A 16,064-nucleotide genomic window follows, 5' to 3' on the forward strand; every position below is an offset into this window, starting at 1 on the left:
AAAAACTTAGAAAGTTTATTCAGGGAATTAACAGCACAATAAGTTGTTATTCAATAATCAAACGGCCCGTATAAAACGTTTGAACATCAACCACTGGTGGTTCATTGACTAAAATAACATTGCCCGTACTTCTAATTTCTCCTTTTATTGATGTTCTCGCATTAAGGATCATATCATTACTGCTGCGCTGAAAAAAATTGATATTTTGCGCAATTAAATGCCGTCCTTCAAAGCGTGAGTTTCCGGCATAAAATCCAATAGTTAAATGCTCAACCGTTCCGCTTAAAAACATGTGAGATTGGTTATTGTTAAGGACATTCAGGTTTTGGCAATTGACTTCCAATTTAAAATCGCCAACCGTATGATAATTACCTTCCTGTCCAAAATCTTCAGAAATCAATGATAAATTAGGATAGTTTAAAACGCCTTGACCTAAAGTAGTCAATCCGGTGCTCGATCGGATTTGGGTAATATTTGGTGCGCTAACATAAATTTTAGTAATACCATAATCCCTTACAAGATTGCAGCCATTATCATCTTTTAAAATAAGTTGTCCATTATCAACACTAACTACGATATCATCCATTAAATACTCGCCAGTTTCAATAATAACCTTTTGTTCCGCGGCTTGTTTGATGATAAGCTGTACACGTTCAAAAACCACAATGCTGCTAAAATCTGGAACAACAACTTCTTTTTGAACAATAGCCCCAGAGTTTTGAAAACAATCTGGTACATTCGTTCCGTTGCAAGAAAACAATAAAATGACGACGGTTAAGTAAATTAATTTTTTCATGTCTTTATTTTAAAACCTAATACCCACTCCAAATTCCACTGCTTCGGCTTTGGCAACATGCGCTTTTAAAGTGATGGCTCCAAAAAACTGATCTCCAAAATAACGTTTCAAACCAATCCTATTATAAATACGGCCTTCAAAATCATAAGGGTAATACACATAATAACCCAATTGAGTAATAAAAGACATTTTATTGATAAATAATTCGTGACCTACAAAAATGCCCAATCGTTTGTAATCTGTATCAGGATCAACATTGTATTCCGGATAAGCGACAGAATAATAATAAATCAATTCCTTTAAAAAATTCGCAAAAAACACTTCGGTGCCAACGTGAAGTGCACTTTTTCTATTAATACGTTTATCAACATAAAAAGACAGATTATAAAATGGAAATTGCCCCATGCCCACCACATCACTTTCATTAATACCAGTACTAAAGGCAAGGTTGTATTTTATTTTTTCAGTAAACTTCTTAGTTTCTGTTGAAGGTTGAAAATCAGGTTCTTTATCATAGTCCAACAGATAATTGGCGCCAATATTAAAAGCTAACGTATTTGTAGAATTGTTGGGCGCTTTAACATTGGCATTGGAATAATGTACCACAGATATCCCAGCCTGAAATCCCAAACCTTTCCATACCTTCTCCTTTTTATAATTGAGCATAAAATAGGTACTGCTCAACAAATCTGAGCCATAAGCTGTGTTTATATAATTCGCTTCCCTTTCATAAGGATTTGTGGTGTAAGCGATGCCCTGGCCAATTCTGAAATTCAGATTTCTATTTAAAAAATAAAAATTATAATGCGCGTACAGTCCATAATTTTTACCGAGATACAAGTTTTTCATATCCTGATAAATGAATGAAACTCCATAATCGGGATAATTATAACGACTTTCCCACGGCTGAAATCCGTAGGTTTTTTTATTGTAACTCAAAATCAAACCCGTTGGGTGATCTGTTATAAGGTGCGCTATATCAGGATTGTGCTCAAGAATAGTTCCTTGAAAATAATTGACATCCAAACTGAACACATTTGGATCTTTTTCTTGGGCGTACAGCAACGAACACATTAAACATACGACACCTACTAATAATGGCTTCATCCGATTGGGTTATTCGGCAAAATTAAACGAATTATTAAAACCCTAAAGCTTCTGGCACTGTATCTCGATAACTTAACATTATAAATGGTCATTTCGAAGTTAAAAAACTTGCGATGCAATGGTATGAATATTATCGCTTTTTCCCATTGAATAGTAATGTAACACAGGAATTCCTGCTTGTTGCAACTCTTTGGATTGCTGAATACACCATTCAATACCTACTTGTTTTACCTCAGCATTATCCTTACACTTAATGATTTCCTGAATTAGATCTTCTGGCAAATCGACATGAAAACGGTGTGGCAATAAATTGAGTTGTTTTTTGGTGGCAATAGGTTTTAATCCAGGAATAATCGGAACGGTAATTCCTTGACTTCTGCATTTTTCGACAAAATCAAAATACTTCTGATTATCGAAAAACATTTGGGTAACCACATATTCGGCACCGTTAGCGATTTTCTTTTTCAAAAAATGAATATCACTGTCCAAACTCGGGGCTTCCATGTGTTTTTCGGGATATCCCGCTACGCCAATGCAGAAATTGGTTTTTGAAGTATCCTGAAGACCTTCGTCCAAATAAATCCCTTCATTAAGCGCTTTAATTTGTTTTACCAAACCATTGGCGTAAGCATGACCTTCGGATTCGGGGATGAAATACGTTTCGGTTTTAACAGCATCACCACGCAGCGCCATTACATTATCAATTCCCAAAAAATCAAGATCAATCAAAAAGTTTTCGGTATCTTCCTTTGTGAAACCTCCACATAAAATATGAGGAATGGCATCGACCTTAAAACGGTTTTGAATGGCTGCACAAATACCAACCGTCCCCGGACGTTTTTTGACCACTTGTTTTTTAAGTAACCCGTTGGACTGTTCTTTATAAACATATTCTTCACGATGGTAAGTGACGTCAATAAAAGGAGGATTAAAATCCATTAACGGCTCAATATTATCAAAAATAGATTTAATATTTTGACCTTTTAACGGTGGTAAAATCTCGAACGAAAATTGTGTATTTCCGTTAGCTTGTGCGATGTGTTCTGTTACTTTCATGTTTATTCCCCACAAAAACGGGGACCTTTATTTACCGCAAATACACGAATGTATTCAATGGTTTACAATTAATAATTTATTTTTTCTCTAGGTTTCTCTAGTTCTGCTATTAATCCGCTAAATTAGGACTCAGCCATTTTTCAGCTTCTTCGTTGCTCATTCCACGACGTTTGGCATAATCCTTTAATTGGTCATCGGTTATTTTACCCAATCCAAAATACTTGGCTTCTGGATTTGCAAAATAATAACCCGAAACACTTGCTGCTGGCCACATTGCCAAACTATCAGTAATTTCGACACCAATATTTTCTTTGACCTGTAACAATTTCCAAATCGTCAACTTCTCTAAATGGTCTGGACATGCCGGATATCCTGGTGCTGGACGAATTCCTTTATAAACTTCTTTAATCAATTCGTCATTTGATAAATCCTCATCAGAATCATAGCCCCAATAATTAGTTCGCACTTCCTTGTGCAAATATTCTGCAAAAGCTTCGGCAAGCCTATCAGCAATAGCTTTGATCATAATAGCGTTATAATCGTCAAGATCTTCTTCATATTTTTTAGCTAATTCTGCAGTTCCAAATCCGGTAGAAACACAGAAACATCCCATATAATCTTGTTTTCCTGAATCTTTAGGTGCTATAAAATCTGCTAAAGCGAGGTTTGGAATTCCTTCTCGTTTATCGAGTTGCTGACGAAGCGTTAAAAAGGTTACTTGAGTTTCACCAGATTCATCGTAAATTTCAATATCATCATCATTCACCGTATTGGCATTAAACAATCCGAAGATGGCTTTTGCTTTTAAAAGTTTGCCATCTATTACTTTTTTCAATAATGCTTTGGCATCTGCAAAAAGCTCTGCAGCTTGTTCTCCAACGACTTCATCAGTGAGAATATCTGGATATTTTCCGTGCAAATCCCAACTCCTAAAAAACGGACTCCAGTCGATAAAATCTTCTAATTTAGAAAGGTCAAAATCCTGAATAATCTGAACACCTAATTGATTAGGTTTAGCAATAACAGAAGTTTCCCAATCTATTTTATATTTTCGTTTTCGCGCCTCCTCAATGTTGACAAAGTTTTTGGTTTTTCCACGTTTTAAAAACTGCTCACGAAATTTTTCATATTCTTCACGAATTTGTTCTTTATATATCTTATTGTCCTTTTGAAGCAAACTGCCCACAACAGTTACCGCTCTTGAGGCATCATTAACGTGCACAACGGTATGTCCATAATTTGGCGCAATCTTAACAGCAGCATGTGCTCTAGACGTTGTTGCACCACCAATTAGTAATGGAATAGTGATGTTTTTCTTTTCCATTTCTTTGGACACATACACCATTTCGTCCAACGAAGGCGTAATCAATCCGCTTAATCCAATAATATCAACGTTTTCCCTAAGTGCCGTTTCGATGATTTTTTCTGGCGGCACCATGACACCCAAATCGATGATTTCATAATTATTACATCCCAAAACAACGCTCACAATATTTTTCCCGATATCATGCACATCACCTTTAACGGTTGCCATCAACACACGACCTGCAAAAGCTTGCTTTCCATCTTTTTCTGCTTCAATAAATGGTTGTAGATAAGCGACTGCTTTTTTCATGACACGGGCTGATTTTACCACCTGTGGCAAAAACATTTTTCCGCTGCCAAATAAATCGCCAACCACGCTCATTCCAATCATCAAATGGCCTTCAATAACCTCAATAGGTTTTGAACTTTCTTGACGCGCTATTTCAACATCTTCTATAATAAAAGTTTCGATACCTTTCACCAAAGCATGTGTAATACGATCTTGTAACGGATCATTTCGCCATTCCAAAATCTTAGCAATATCTTCCTTTTTATCGCCTTTGACCTTTTCTGAAAAATCCAACAAACGTTCGGTAGCATCGTCACGTCTATCAAACAAAACATCTTCGACATGCTCCAATAAATCTTTCGGAATTTCGTCATAAATCTCCAACATCGTCGGATTAACGATACCCATATTCATTCCGTGCTGAATGGCATGGTACAAAAATGCGGAGTTGATGGCTTCACGAACGACCGTATTTCCTCTAAACGAAAAAGAAACGTTGCTCACACCACCAGAAACATTGGCATAAGGCAAGTTTTCACGAATCCATTTGGTGGCATTAAAAAAGTCCAAAGCATTCAAGCGATGTTCTTCCATTCCTGTAGCAACAGGAAAAATATTAGGGTCAAAAATAATATCCTGTGGCGGAAATTTGACTTTATTGACCAAAATATCATACGATCGTTTACAAATCTCAATACGTCGCTCTAAAGTATCTGCCTGTCCATCTTCATCAAAAGCCATCACAATCACTGCTGCGCCATAGCGTTTTACCAATTTAGCATGGTGAATAAACGTGGCTTCGCCTTCCTTTAAACTGATGGAGTTGACCACGGATTTTCCTTGAACGACCTTTAATCCGGCTTCAATAATTTCCCACTTGGAACTATCAATCATGATGGGCAATTTGGCAATATCGGGTTCTGAGGCAATAAGGTTTAAAAACTTGGTCATTGCATAAACGCCGTCCAACATGCCCTCGTCCATATTCACATCGATAATCTGCGCACCACCTTCAACTTGGTCACGAGCTACGTCCAATGCTTCGTTATATTTTTCTTCTTTTATGAGACGTAAAAATTTACGCGATCCGGTAACATTGGTACGCTCGCCAACATTTATAAAATTGCTTTCGGGAGTAACCACCAAAGGCTCCAAACCAGAAAGTGTTAAGTATTTATTTTTCTTCTTCATTTTCCCTATGCTTCAATTTGACGTGGTTTATAATTTTGGGCAGTATCTGCAATCAACTTTATATGTTCTGGTGTAGATCCACAACATCCTCCAATAATATTGATCAGTCCATCTTTCAGATATTCTTCAATCAACATGTTCATTTGATCAGCAGTCTGTTCATATTCCCCAAAGGCATTTGGCAAACCTGCATTGGGATGTGCCGAGGTATAAAATTCTGTTTCGTTGGATAAACGCTGTAAATAAGGTTTTAATTGGTCTGCACCAAGTGCGCAATTAAAACCAACGCTCAATAAAGGAATATGTGAGATGGACATTAAAAATGCTTCAACCGTTTGTCCTGAAAGTGTTCTTCCTGAAGCATCGGTAATCGTACCAGACACCATAATCGGGATATCGAGATTGCGCTCCTCCCTTATTTCCTCAATGGCAAATAAGGCTGCTTTTGCATTTAAAGTATCGAAAATGGTTTCTACCAAAAGTAGGTCCACTCCACCATCAATTAATGCCTCCGCTTGTTGTTTGTAAGCAATGCGCAATTCATCAAAAGTGATGGCTCGAAATTCGGGTTTGTTGACGTCTGGCGATAAACTCGCTGTTTTATTGGTAGGTCCAATACTTCCCGCTACAAAACGTGGTTTTTCAGGATTGGCTTTAGTAAACTCATCAGCCACTTGACGGGCTATTTTAGCAGATTCGAAATTAAGTTCATAAACCAAATTTTCCATGTTATAATCGGCCATGGCAATGGTTGTACTCGAAAATGTATTGGTCTCGGCAATATCCGCACCAGCTTCAAAATATTGACGATGTACATCAGCAATAGCCTGAGGTTGCGTCAATGACAACAAGTCATTATTGCCTTTTAGTGAGCTTGGATAATCTTTAAAACGTTGGCCACGAAAATCTTCTTCAGAAAAATTATAACGTTGCAACATGGTTCCCATGGCGCCATCAAGAATAAGAATACGATCTTGTAAAATTTGATTTAAATCTGACATTTTTTAAAATAATAATAAATAATGTCATCAGGAAAGTGAGGAAATAAAACACTTTGGTTATCTGTCTAAATTCTGAAAAAAATCAGAATCAAGTAGAATTTAGCACCTTCTTAAAAATGAGATTCCTGCCTACACAGGAAATTTAAGGGTTGCTAAGGCTTCAACGGGTCTAATCCCTCTGCCTTTCGTGATAACAATTAATAATTAGTATGAACTGCGGGCGAAATTAAGCGATAAATATCTTATAACCAACTTTAGTCGAACAATTCTGAAGACAAATACCTATCGCCAATATCACAAATGATAGCTACAAGGATTCCTTTGTCTAGCTTTTCAGCAACTTTCAAAGCGGCAGATACAGCACCACCACTACTCATACCCGCAAAGACACCCTCTTCTTTAGCAAGTCTATTAGTTGCAACTTTTGCTTCCATTTCACTCACTTCAACAAGCTCATCGACTTTAGAGCGGTCAAATATTTTGGGAAGATATGCCTCTGGCCATTTGCGAATACCCGGAATTTTAGCACCATCAGTAGGTTGAGCACCTATAATTTTAATGTCTGGATTCTGTTCTTTTAAGAACTTCGAGACCCCCATGATCGTTCCTGTCGTGCCCATAGCCGAGATAAAATGGGTAATTTCACCCTGAGTATCACGCCAAATTTCGGGTCCAGTACTTTTGTAATGGGCTTTCCAATTGTCGTCATTTGCAAATTGGTTCAACATAAAGTAGCCTTTATCCCGTTGAAGTTTTTCAGCGGTATCCCGAGCGCCTTCAATACCATTTTCCGCAGAAGTCAAAATTAATTCTGCACCATAGGCACGCATGGTTTTGATGCGTTCTTCGGTAGAATTCTCGGGCATGACCAAGACCATTTTTAAGCCGAGCAATTGAGCAATAAATGCTAAAGCAATACCGGTATTACCGCTAGTGGCTTCTACTAAATGATCTCCTTTTTTTATGTCGCCACGGTTAAGTGCCTCCGAAATCATGTTATAAGCAGCGCGATCCTTAACACTACCTCCGGGATTTTTTCCTTCCAATTTTAAAAATAAACGGACACCTTCTTTATGAATAATATTTTTTACTTCAATAAGAGGCGTATTTCCTATTTGGTCTAGAATAGATTGACTTTGAATCATTTTTTTCGGGTGCTAATTTTAATTTCCGTTTGATAAGTAACGAGTGAATTTTCTGGTACCGATTCGGTAATCCATACATTGGCTCCAATAATACTATTTGCTCCAATAACAATGTCACCACCCAAAATGGTAGCATTGGCATAAATGGTAACATGATCCTCAATAGTAGGATGCCGTTTAGTTGAAGACAAGCTTTTCTTAATTTGAATTCCGCCAAGAGTTACCCCTTGATAAATTTTAACGTTATTTTTAATAATAGAGGTTTCACCAATAACGATGCCTGTGCCGTGATCAATAAAAAAAGAATTCCCGATAGTAGCACCGGGATGGATATCGATGCCTGTGACACCGTGAGCGTATTCACTCATCATCCTAGAAAACACATGGGCTTTTAACTGATACAATTGGTGACTCAATCTGTATATTGCAATAGCATGAAATCCGGGATATGCTAAATATACTTCAGACAAGCTCTTTGCTGCAGGATCATGTTTTTCAATCGCCATGGCATCCAAATCAAGTTTCTCTCGGATTTCAGGAAAATGTTCCTCAAAACGTTCCCATAAAATTTGGCTATCCGGTAAATCAAGTTTTGTGGCAATGTTTAAAAACATCTCTTTTAATAAAGCGCTGTTTTGTATTTTATAATCCTCATCAAAAAGCATATAAAACAATCCTTTGGAAAAGAGTTTTACAGTGTCTTTTAAACAAATATTATAGTTTTTATATTTTTTACTATCGTTGAAAGTTTCGCTCATACTTCCAATATTACACATTATTATTCTTTACTTTACTTTCATTAAACAAATTTTAACACCTTGTTATAAGATGGCCTGCACAACTGCTTTTGGCGCTTCTTTACGCGTACCGTCAAAACCATCAATACCACTGACCGTTGTATATTTAAGCACATATTTTTTGCCTGGATTGATGATTTGGTAAGCAGATTGGCACATTAATGTCGCTTCATGAAAACCACAAAGAATCAATTTTAATTTCCCCGGATAAGTATTGACATCGCCTATGGCATAAATTCCCGGGATATTGGTTTGATAATCAAAAGTATCTACTTTGATGGCGTTTTTCTCGATCTCCAAACCCCATTCGCTTATCGGTCCCAACTTTGGTGACAGCCCGAAAAGCGGAATAAAATAATCCGCTTCATACCAAATTTCTGTTCCCTCTTGTACAATAGTAAGTTGTTCTAATTTTCCATTTCCATGCAGTTGTGTGACTTCTGCAGGGGTAATGAGATTAATTTTGCCAAGAAGTTTTAGTTCCTGAACCTTTTCAACCGAATCTAAAGCTCCTCTAAACTCATTACGTCTATGAACCAAAGTAACTTCTGCTGCTATATCGGCCAAGAAAATACTCCAATCTAATGCCGAATCTCCACCGCCAGAAATCACCACTTTCTTACCTCGATATATTTCTGGATCCCTAATAAAGTAATCGACCCCAAAATCTTCATAAATTTCAAGATTATCAATCAAAGGCTTTCTTGGCTCAAAGCTTCCCAAACCTCCAGCAATGGCAACAATAGGCGCCTTATGTCTTGTGCCTTTATTGGTGGTAACAATAAAACTGCCGTCTTCTTGCCTTTCTATAGTTTCTGCACGTTCGCCCAAAGTAAATCCAGGTTCAAATTGTTTGCCTTGCTCCAAAAGGTTTTTGGTCAAATCTCCAGCTAAAATATCAGGAACTCCAGGAATGTCATAAATGGGTTTTTTGGGATATAATTCCGAACACTGACCTCCAGGTTGTGGCAAGGCGTCTATCAAATGACATTTGAGCTTTAGCAATCCCGCTTCAAAAACGGTAAATAAGCCTGTAGGGCCTGCTCCTATTATTAAGATATCTGTTGTAATCATGTTATTTGCTAATTAATGTTTCGGTAATTTTGTTGAGTGCCATCACTTTCTGCTCAAAACTACCTTTTAATGTTTTTCTGTATGTATTTAGATTTTCCACCAAAATATTGACATCATCTGGAAGAACCTCTTCAAAGAATTCTCGAAGTCTTTTGGCGGTGGTTGGTGATTTACCATTGGTAGAAATGGCAACTTTAACATTGCCTTTTGTAACAATACCACCCAAATAAAAATCGCACAACTCTGGAGTATCAGCAACATTGATCAATACATTGCGACGCTTCGCATCTTTATAAATTTGCTGGTTAACCTCTAAATTGTCTGTAGCGGCAATGACCAAATCTTTATCACATAAAAACGCTTCGTTGTAAGCCTTAAGAATTAAGGTTACGTTAAATTCTTTTGCTAATATTTTCACCTCATCTTTAAAAAAGGGAGCAACCATTACCACATTGCTATTGGGGCTTGATTTTAGCAAAAAAGTAAGTTTTTCTAAGCCCACATTCCCGCCTCCAACAATCAAGGTTTGGATTTTATTCATTTTTAAGAAAATTGGATATAAGTTGTTTCGTTCCATTCTTTTTAGACCATTAAGGGATGGTGATTAAATTGCTTTAACGTAGCATTTAGTTTTACCCGCTGATTAACAACTTCGCCAATTACAATGATTGCAGGATTGGACAAGCTTCGTTTTTCAACCACATCACAAATAGTTGAGATGGTTCCTGTTCCAAATTTCTCGTTTTCGGTAGTTCCGTTTTGAATAACTGCCACAGGTGTATCTTGCTTTCCTTGTGCTGAAAAAACCGTCACAATCTCAGACAGCTTTCCCATGCCCATTAAAATAACCACAGTTGCGGTAGATTGTGCCGCTAGTTTGACATCATTTGATAACTGATGCGATCTAGTGGTGCCAGTAATGACCCAAAAACTTTCGGAAGTACCTCGTTTTGTCAAAGGAATTCCTTGATAGGCTGGAACGGCCAACGCTGACGAAATTCCAGGAATCATCGCTGTTTCTATTCCGTATTGATGTGCAAAATCGATTTCTTCTGCACCTCTTCCAAAAACAAAAGGATCACCACCTTTTAAACGAACCACATGACCATACGATTTTGCACGTGCTACAATCAAATCGTTAATTTGATTTTGCTCATAGGCGTAATAGCCTTTGCGCTTGCCTACAAATAGGAGCTCTGCATGATCCGAAGCATAATCCAATAAGGCAAAGTTAATTAGCGCATCATATAAAATTACATTGGCAGATGCTATGGCTTTGATGGCTTTAATCGTGATGAGTTCTGGATCTCCTGGTCCTGCGCCAACAACGGTTAATTTTGGTGTTATCATTTGTTTGTTTTTTTTAAACCTACAAGGTTTTGAAAACCTTGCAGGTTAGTTTTGAAAACCTTGTAGGTAACGGTTTAGAGCCTATATTGCAACAGCTTGTTTGTGCGCTCTAAATACTCTTGCCTTATCTAAAATATTCACTGCATTTTGAATATATTTTTTGGCAAATGCATCTGTTGGTGCATTGGTTTTTATTTGATAAATGACTTCTGAAAATGACGTTCCCAAATCGATTTTTTGGGGTTCGACAAATTCAACATCAAACTGATTTATAATGCCTGCTTGGGTATTTGTGACTATATCTTCTGAAATTAAAAGTGCTTTTGCAGCATTGACCATAGCCGTATAAGCCAAATAGATTGCATTGGAATATACTTTATGAGATAATGCTTCTTTAGCTCTGTCAATTTTCTCTTCGCTTTCCAAAAACAAAGTAGCAACCAAATCAATTACAACACCAGCACATTCACCAATTCCAATGGCTTTTATATAATCTTCATTAGTTCCCCAATCTATAAAGTCGTCTTGTGTTAAGTTCGTTACATCAGAAAGGTCAGTTAAAAGATTATAAAAGTATTTTTCACCTTTTGCTAAATAATAATCCAAAAACGATTTTCCGTTAGCATTGGCTTCAAAATCATTTAATATACGCCGTAAGGCTTCTGGCCCTCTTTTGCTAGGTATTTTTACCACTTTGTCAGCGTATACGCCTTTTCCGTTACCCAAATTTCCACCACCAAGCAAAACCTGAAGCGCAGGTGCCACCAATTTATCTGGAGTACGCATTGACATTCCTTGAAATCCGATATTTGCCATATTATGCTGGCCACAAGCATTCATACAGCCACTTATTTTTATAACAAGATCTTTATTTTTAACATATTGTGGATATTCTGTTTTAATAACACGCTCCAACTCTTCGGCAATACCAGTACTACTTGCAATGCCCAAATTACAAGTATCCGTTCCGGGACAAGCGGTTATATCCACCGCTTTATTATAGCCCAACTCAGCAAAACCCAACCGATCCAATTCTTGATAAAAAAATGGTAATAATTCCTCTTTTACAAAAGGAATAAGGATATTTTGGCGCAAGGTCAAGCGGATTTCCCCAGCCGCATAATTTTCAACCAAATCCGCTAAGAGACGTGCTTTATCAGTATAGAAATCGCCCAACAACACTTTAACACCTATGGCCACATAACCTTGTTGCTTTTGCGGAATGAGGTTGGTAGCTTTCCAAGCTTCAAATGCAGGTATATTTTTGATGTGAACATTTGGTACTTCAACGCTAACTGGCACGGATATCGGATAATCCTCTACATTAATTGGAATAGACTGGTTTGAAATGGCATTTTGCTCTTCATCCAACAACCGTTTGAACGCTTCTAAACCTATACTACTAATCAAAAATTTCATACGAGCTTTGGAGCGACTTTTTCGTTCACCATGACGATCAAAAACACGTAATACACCTTCCATAAGTGGAATTATTCTGTCGGTTGGCAAAAAATCATAAAGCACATCGGCAAGTCGTGGTTGTGATCCCAGTCCACCACCCAACATGACTTTAAATCCTCTGACACCATTTTCCATTTTGGCTATAAAACCCAAATCATGCATGTATGACAATCCTGAATCTTCATCAGAAGCCGAAAACGACACCTTAAATTTCCGACCCATTTCCTGACAGATGGGGTTGCGCAAAAAGAACTTAAAAACAGCATCGGCATAGGGTGACACATCAAAAGGTTCATTGCGGTCAATCCCAGCAGTTTCACTAGCTGTAACATTCCTAACGGTATTGCCACAAGCTTCTCTAATGGTCAATGCGTCTTTTTCCAATTCCGACCAAAGTTCTGGCGTTCTGTCAATATCTACATAATGAATTTGGATGTCCTGACGTGTGGTAATATGCAAGCGCCCTCGCGAATAGGTATCGGATACGTCTGCTATTCTTCGTAACTGCTGACTCAAAACTTTTCCGTAAGGCAATTTAATACGTACCATTTGTACGCCTTGTTGACGCTGTCCATAAATGCCGCGCGCCAAACGCACACTTCTAAATTGCTCTTCGCTCACCTTACCGTATTTGAAGAGTTCGATTTTACGGGCCAAATCGAGGATATCTTTTTCAACGACCGGATTTTCTAATTCTGTTCTAAAACTTTGCATAATCCTCTCCCTTCCTCCCCAGAAGGGAGGAAAATTATAGGTGATTTTTAAATTAAACTATCTTTATTAATGCTGATTCCCACACCGATATTATTTGACATGAAAAGCCTAAATCAGCTAATGTGGTTCGCTTAGGATCTAAAAGATTTTATTGAATAAACCCGGCTCCAACTGTGTTGTTTGATTGCGAATCGATTAAAATGAAGGATCCATTAGTACGATGGCTTTTAAATGGGTCGAAAAAAATGGGCTTGTTCAATTTGAAGCTAACCGATGCAATATCATTCATTCCCAAAGCCTGAATATTTTTTTCTATTCCTGAATAATCTGGATGAATTTTATGATGAATGATCTCAACTTTAGCCAAAACTTTGTTCACGCCATGTTGAAGTACATATTTATTTCCTGCAACCAAACTTTGCGAATCCATCCAAGAAATAGTTGCAGTGAATTGCTTATCTACAGTTGGCAAATTATCTGCTTTTACTAACATATCACCTCTACTGACATTAATATCATCTTCCAAAGTAATGGTCACAGACGAACGTCTTGAAGCCGTTTGGTATGATTCATCATACACAAAAATCTCCTTTATTTTAGATTTTGTTTGTGATGGTAAAACAACAATGTCATCACCAACACTTAGGTCACCACCATAAACTTTACCGGCATAACCTCTAAAATCATGAAATTCTTCGGTTTTTGGTCTTACAACATACTGAACTGGGAATCGTGGTGTACCAGCATTATAAACATCCTCAGTATCTAAGACCTCAAAATGTTCCAATAAAGTTTGACCCTTATACCATGGCATATTTTCTGAAGCATGCACCACATTATCGCCTTTTAAAGCGCTCACCGGAATGAAAGTAATATGTTGCTCTTTATAATCACGTTTTTTCGTTAGAGCTTCAAAATCTGCTTTGATCTTGTTATAAACAGCTTCTGAAAAATCCACCAAATCCATTTTATTAATTGCTACAATAACCTCTTTGATACGAAGCAGATTATTGATAAAAAAATGCCGATTGGTCTGTTCGATTACTCCTTTTCGGGCATCAATTAAAATAATAGCGGCTTGTGATGTGGAAGCACCGGTCACCATGTTTCGTGTATATTCCACATGGCCTGGTGTATCAGCAATAATGTAGCTTTTGGTTGGTGTTGAAAAATAAATGTGCGCCACATCAATGGTAATACCTTGTTCCCTTTCGGCCACCAAACCGTCTGTTGCCAATGAAAAATCGAGATAATCATAACCTCTTTGTTGACTGGTTTTTTTTATGGCATCGAGTTTATCACTCGATAATGACTTCGTATCGTAGAGAATTCTACCAATTAAGGTACTTTTCCCGTCATCTACACTTCCTGCTGTTGCTATTTTTAATACTTTCATTGTTCTTCCCAACCTTCTCTCCAATGGAGATGGAGTTCTTTATGGGTATATTTTTTAATTAATAATAATTTCTTGACACCTACAAGGTTTTTAAAACCTAGCAGGATGACGATATGGGAATTTAAAAATACCCTTGTTGCTTGCGTTTTTCCATAGCGGCTTCCGAGCGTTTATCGTCAATGCGTGCACCGCGTTCAGAAATTGTTGAATTTCTGATTTCTTGAACCACCGAAGCTATGTCTGCAGCTTCAGAAAGCACGGCAGCGGTACAGCTCATATCACCCACGGTTCTAAACCGCACAACACGCTCTTCAACTACCTCATCTTTATCTCTATACACCACATCGTCATCAGACGACCAAATTAATCCATCTCTTAAAAAAGTAGCACGTGTATGTGCAAAGTAAATAGAAGGAATTTCAATGTTTTCACGCTCAATATAGGACCATACATCTAGCTCTGTCCAATTGGAAATAGGAAAAACACGTACATTCTGACCTAAATGAATCTGTCCATTAAGCATATCAAACAATTCTGGCCGCTGATTTTTCTCATCCCATTGTCCAAAATCATCTCGTACTGAAAAAACACGTTCCTTGGCTCTTGCTTTTTCTTCATCCCTTCTGGCACCACCAATACAAGCATCAAATTTAAATTCTTCAATGGCATCCAATAACGTTGTGGTTTGAAGGCTATTTCTACTGGCATATTTACCTGATTCTTCCTTAACTTTTCCTGCATTGATTGAATCTTGTACGTTTCTGACGATCAACTCCAGTCCTAATTCTTTTACCAATTTATCCCTAAATGCTATAGTTTCTGGAAAGTTGTGCCCTGTGTCAATATGCATTAAAGGAAACGGAATTTTCGCAGGATAAAAAGCTTTCTGCGCTAATCTTACCAAAGTGATAGAATCCTTTCCTCCTGAAAATAAAAGGACAGGCTTTTCAAATTGTGCGGCCACTTCCCTAATAATATAAATAGCTTCGTTTTCTAACGGATTTATTTTTGAGGTGTCTTTTTTCATAATTTCAATATTCATTCTCTAAACCAAAAGAAAAATCATTACTCTTTCAGTTTCTGTTTTTAATGTACTTTTTGATGATTTCAACAACAATTAAATCTGCAAACTCAGACTGAAATTTCAAATTCTGTTAGGCATGCAAACCACATTCTCTGTTTTCTAATTGTTTTGTGGGATCAAAATATTTGAATTCGTTGGGCAAGTTGTTTTCGGTCAAATAGGCATCAAGTTCTGCATCGGTCCAATAATAAAAAGGACTCACTTTTATAATGCCATCGGCACTTTTAGAAACAATATCAATCCCATCACGAAACGCCGTTTGTCCTTTTCGCAAATTTGTAAACCATACATCGGGTTG

General features: G+C 37.4%; 13 protein-coding genes, 1 pseudogene and 1 riboswitch. All 14 genes and pseudogenes read right to left on the reverse strand.

What is annotated here, in order from left to right; translation table 11 throughout:
* Positions 1-46: 46 nt before the first annotated feature.
* Positions 47-796, reverse strand: coding sequence for a head GIN domain-containing protein (locus VNJ50_RS11255; protein ID WP_325581912.1), 750 nt, complete (start codon positions 794-796; stop codon positions 47-49).
* A 9-nt stretch (positions 797-805) separates the two neighbouring features.
* Positions 806-1,903, reverse strand: coding sequence for an acyloxyacyl hydrolase (locus tag VNJ50_RS11260; protein ID WP_325581914.1), 1,098 nt, complete (start codon positions 1,901-1,903; stop codon positions 806-808).
* 99 nt (positions 1,904-2,002) lie between these two features.
* Positions 2,003-2,959 (reverse strand): methylenetetrahydrofolate reductase [NAD(P)H], encoded by a 957-nt coding sequence (gene metF / locus VNJ50_RS11265; protein ID WP_325581916.1) that lies wholly within the window; start codon positions 2,957-2,959, stop codon positions 2,003-2,005.
* 109 nt (positions 2,960-3,068) lie between these two features.
* The gene (gene metH, locus VNJ50_RS11270; RefSeq protein ID WP_325581918.1) at positions 3,069-5,744 is read right to left on the reverse strand and encodes a methionine synthase; all 2,676 of its coding nucleotides are present in this window, start codon (positions 5,742-5,744) and stop codon (positions 3,069-3,071) included.
* 5 nt (positions 5,745-5,749) lie between these two features.
* Positions 5,750-6,745 (reverse strand): homocysteine S-methyltransferase family protein, encoded by a 996-nt coding sequence (locus tag VNJ50_RS11275; RefSeq protein ID WP_325581920.1) that lies wholly within the window; start codon positions 6,743-6,745, stop codon positions 5,750-5,752.
* Positions 6,746-6,799: 54 nt separating this feature from the next.
* A riboswitch (SAM riboswitch) is annotated at positions 6,800-6,942 on the reverse strand.
* A 57-nt stretch (positions 6,943-6,999) separates the two neighbouring features.
* A complete protein-coding gene (cysM, locus tag VNJ50_RS11280; protein WP_414652887.1) occupies positions 7,000-7,890 on the reverse strand; it encodes a cysteine synthase CysM in 891 nt (296 codons plus the stop codon).
* Positions 7,887-8,648: a serine O-acetyltransferase EpsC gene (gene epsC, locus VNJ50_RS11285; RefSeq protein WP_325581922.1), complete on the reverse strand. Its 762-nt coding sequence runs from the start codon at positions 8,646-8,648 to the stop codon at positions 7,887-7,889. Before epsC ends, cysM begins: the two co-directional genes overlap by 4 nt.
* Positions 8,649-8,711: 63 nt before the next feature.
* Positions 8,712-9,761: an NAD(P)/FAD-dependent oxidoreductase gene (locus VNJ50_RS11290; protein WP_325581924.1), complete on the reverse strand. Its 1,050-nt coding sequence runs from the start codon at positions 9,759-9,761 to the stop codon at positions 8,712-8,714.
* A gap of 1 nt (position 9,762) precedes the next feature.
* On the reverse strand, positions 9,763-10,338 hold the full coding sequence (locus VNJ50_RS11295) for a bifunctional precorrin-2 dehydrogenase/sirohydrochlorin ferrochelatase (RefSeq protein WP_325581926.1): 576 nt from the start codon (positions 10,336-10,338) through the stop codon (positions 9,763-9,765).
* Positions 10,339-10,343: 5 nt separating this feature from the next.
* Positions 10,344-11,111: a uroporphyrinogen-III C-methyltransferase gene (gene cobA, locus VNJ50_RS11300; protein WP_325581928.1), complete on the reverse strand. Its 768-nt coding sequence runs from the start codon at positions 11,109-11,111 to the stop codon at positions 10,344-10,346.
* Positions 11,112-11,192: 81 nt separating this feature from the next.
* Complete coding sequence (locus tag VNJ50_RS11305; RefSeq protein WP_325581930.1) at positions 11,193-13,286, reverse strand: HEPN domain-containing protein; 2,094 nt, start codon at positions 13,284-13,286, stop codon at positions 11,193-11,195.
* A 148-nt stretch (positions 13,287-13,434) separates the two neighbouring features.
* Positions 13,435-14,682: a sulfate adenylyltransferase subunit 1 gene (locus VNJ50_RS11310; protein WP_325581932.1), complete on the reverse strand. Its 1,248-nt coding sequence runs from the start codon at positions 14,680-14,682 to the stop codon at positions 13,435-13,437.
* A gap of 121 nt (positions 14,683-14,803) precedes the next feature.
* Entirely contained in the window at positions 14,804-15,709 is a 906-nt protein-coding gene (cysD, locus tag VNJ50_RS11315) for a sulfate adenylyltransferase subunit CysD (RefSeq protein WP_325581934.1), read from the reverse strand.
* 127 nt (positions 15,710-15,836) lie between these two features.
* Positions 15,837-16,064 (reverse strand): annotated as a pseudogene (locus VNJ50_RS11320) (phosphoadenylylsulfate reductase); the annotation flags it as partial.

The sequence above is a fragment of the Gelidibacter sp. genome (genome assembly GCF_035577925.1).
GTDB lineage: Bacteria > Bacteroidota > Bacteroidia > Flavobacteriales > Flavobacteriaceae > Gelidibacter.

Excerpts from the sequence above, each read along its gene's own strand:
- VNJ50_RS11295 (WP_325581926.1), bottom strand. The coding sequence starts at position 10,338 with ATGGAACGAAACAACTTATATCCAATTTTCTTAAAAATGAATAAAATC.
- metF (WP_325581916.1), bottom strand. The coding sequence starts at position 2,959 with ATGAAAGTAACAGAACACATCGCACAAGCTAACGGAAATACACAATTT.
- cysM (WP_414652887.1), bottom strand. The coding sequence starts at position 7,890 with ATGATTCAAAGTCAATCTATTCTAGACCAAATAGGAAATACGCCTCTT.
- VNJ50_RS11310 (WP_325581932.1), bottom strand. The coding sequence starts at position 14,682 with ATGAAAGTATTAAAAATAGCAACAGCAGGAAGTGTAGATGACGGGAAA.
- VNJ50_RS11305 (WP_325581930.1), bottom strand. The coding sequence starts at position 13,286 with ATGCAAAGTTTTAGAACAGAATTAGAAAATCCGGTCGTTGAAAAAGAT.
- VNJ50_RS11260 (WP_325581914.1), bottom strand. The coding sequence starts at position 1,903 with ATGAAGCCATTATTAGTAGGTGTCGTATGTTTAATGTGTTCGTTGCTG.
- VNJ50_RS11255 (WP_325581912.1), bottom strand. The coding sequence starts at position 796 with ATGAAAAAATTAATTTACTTAACCGTCGTCATTTTATTGTTTTCTTGC.
- cysD (WP_325581934.1), bottom strand. The coding sequence starts at position 15,709 with ATGAAAAAAGACACCTCAAAAATAAATCCGTTAGAAAACGAAGCTATT.
- metH (WP_325581918.1), bottom strand. The coding sequence starts at position 5,744 with ATGAAGAAGAAAAATAAATACTTAACACTTTCTGGTTTGGAGCCTTTG.
- epsC (WP_325581922.1), bottom strand. The coding sequence starts at position 8,648 with ATGAGCGAAACTTTCAACGATAGTAAAAAATATAAAAACTATAATATT.
- VNJ50_RS11275 (WP_325581920.1), bottom strand. The coding sequence starts at position 6,745 with ATGTCAGATTTAAATCAAATTTTACAAGATCGTATTCTTATTCTTGAT.
- VNJ50_RS11290 (WP_325581924.1), bottom strand. The coding sequence starts at position 9,761 with ATGATTACAACAGATATCTTAATAATAGGAGCAGGCCCTACAGGCTTA.
- cobA (WP_325581928.1), bottom strand. The coding sequence starts at position 11,111 with ATGATAACACCAAAATTAACCGTTGTTGGCGCAGGACCAGGAGATCCA.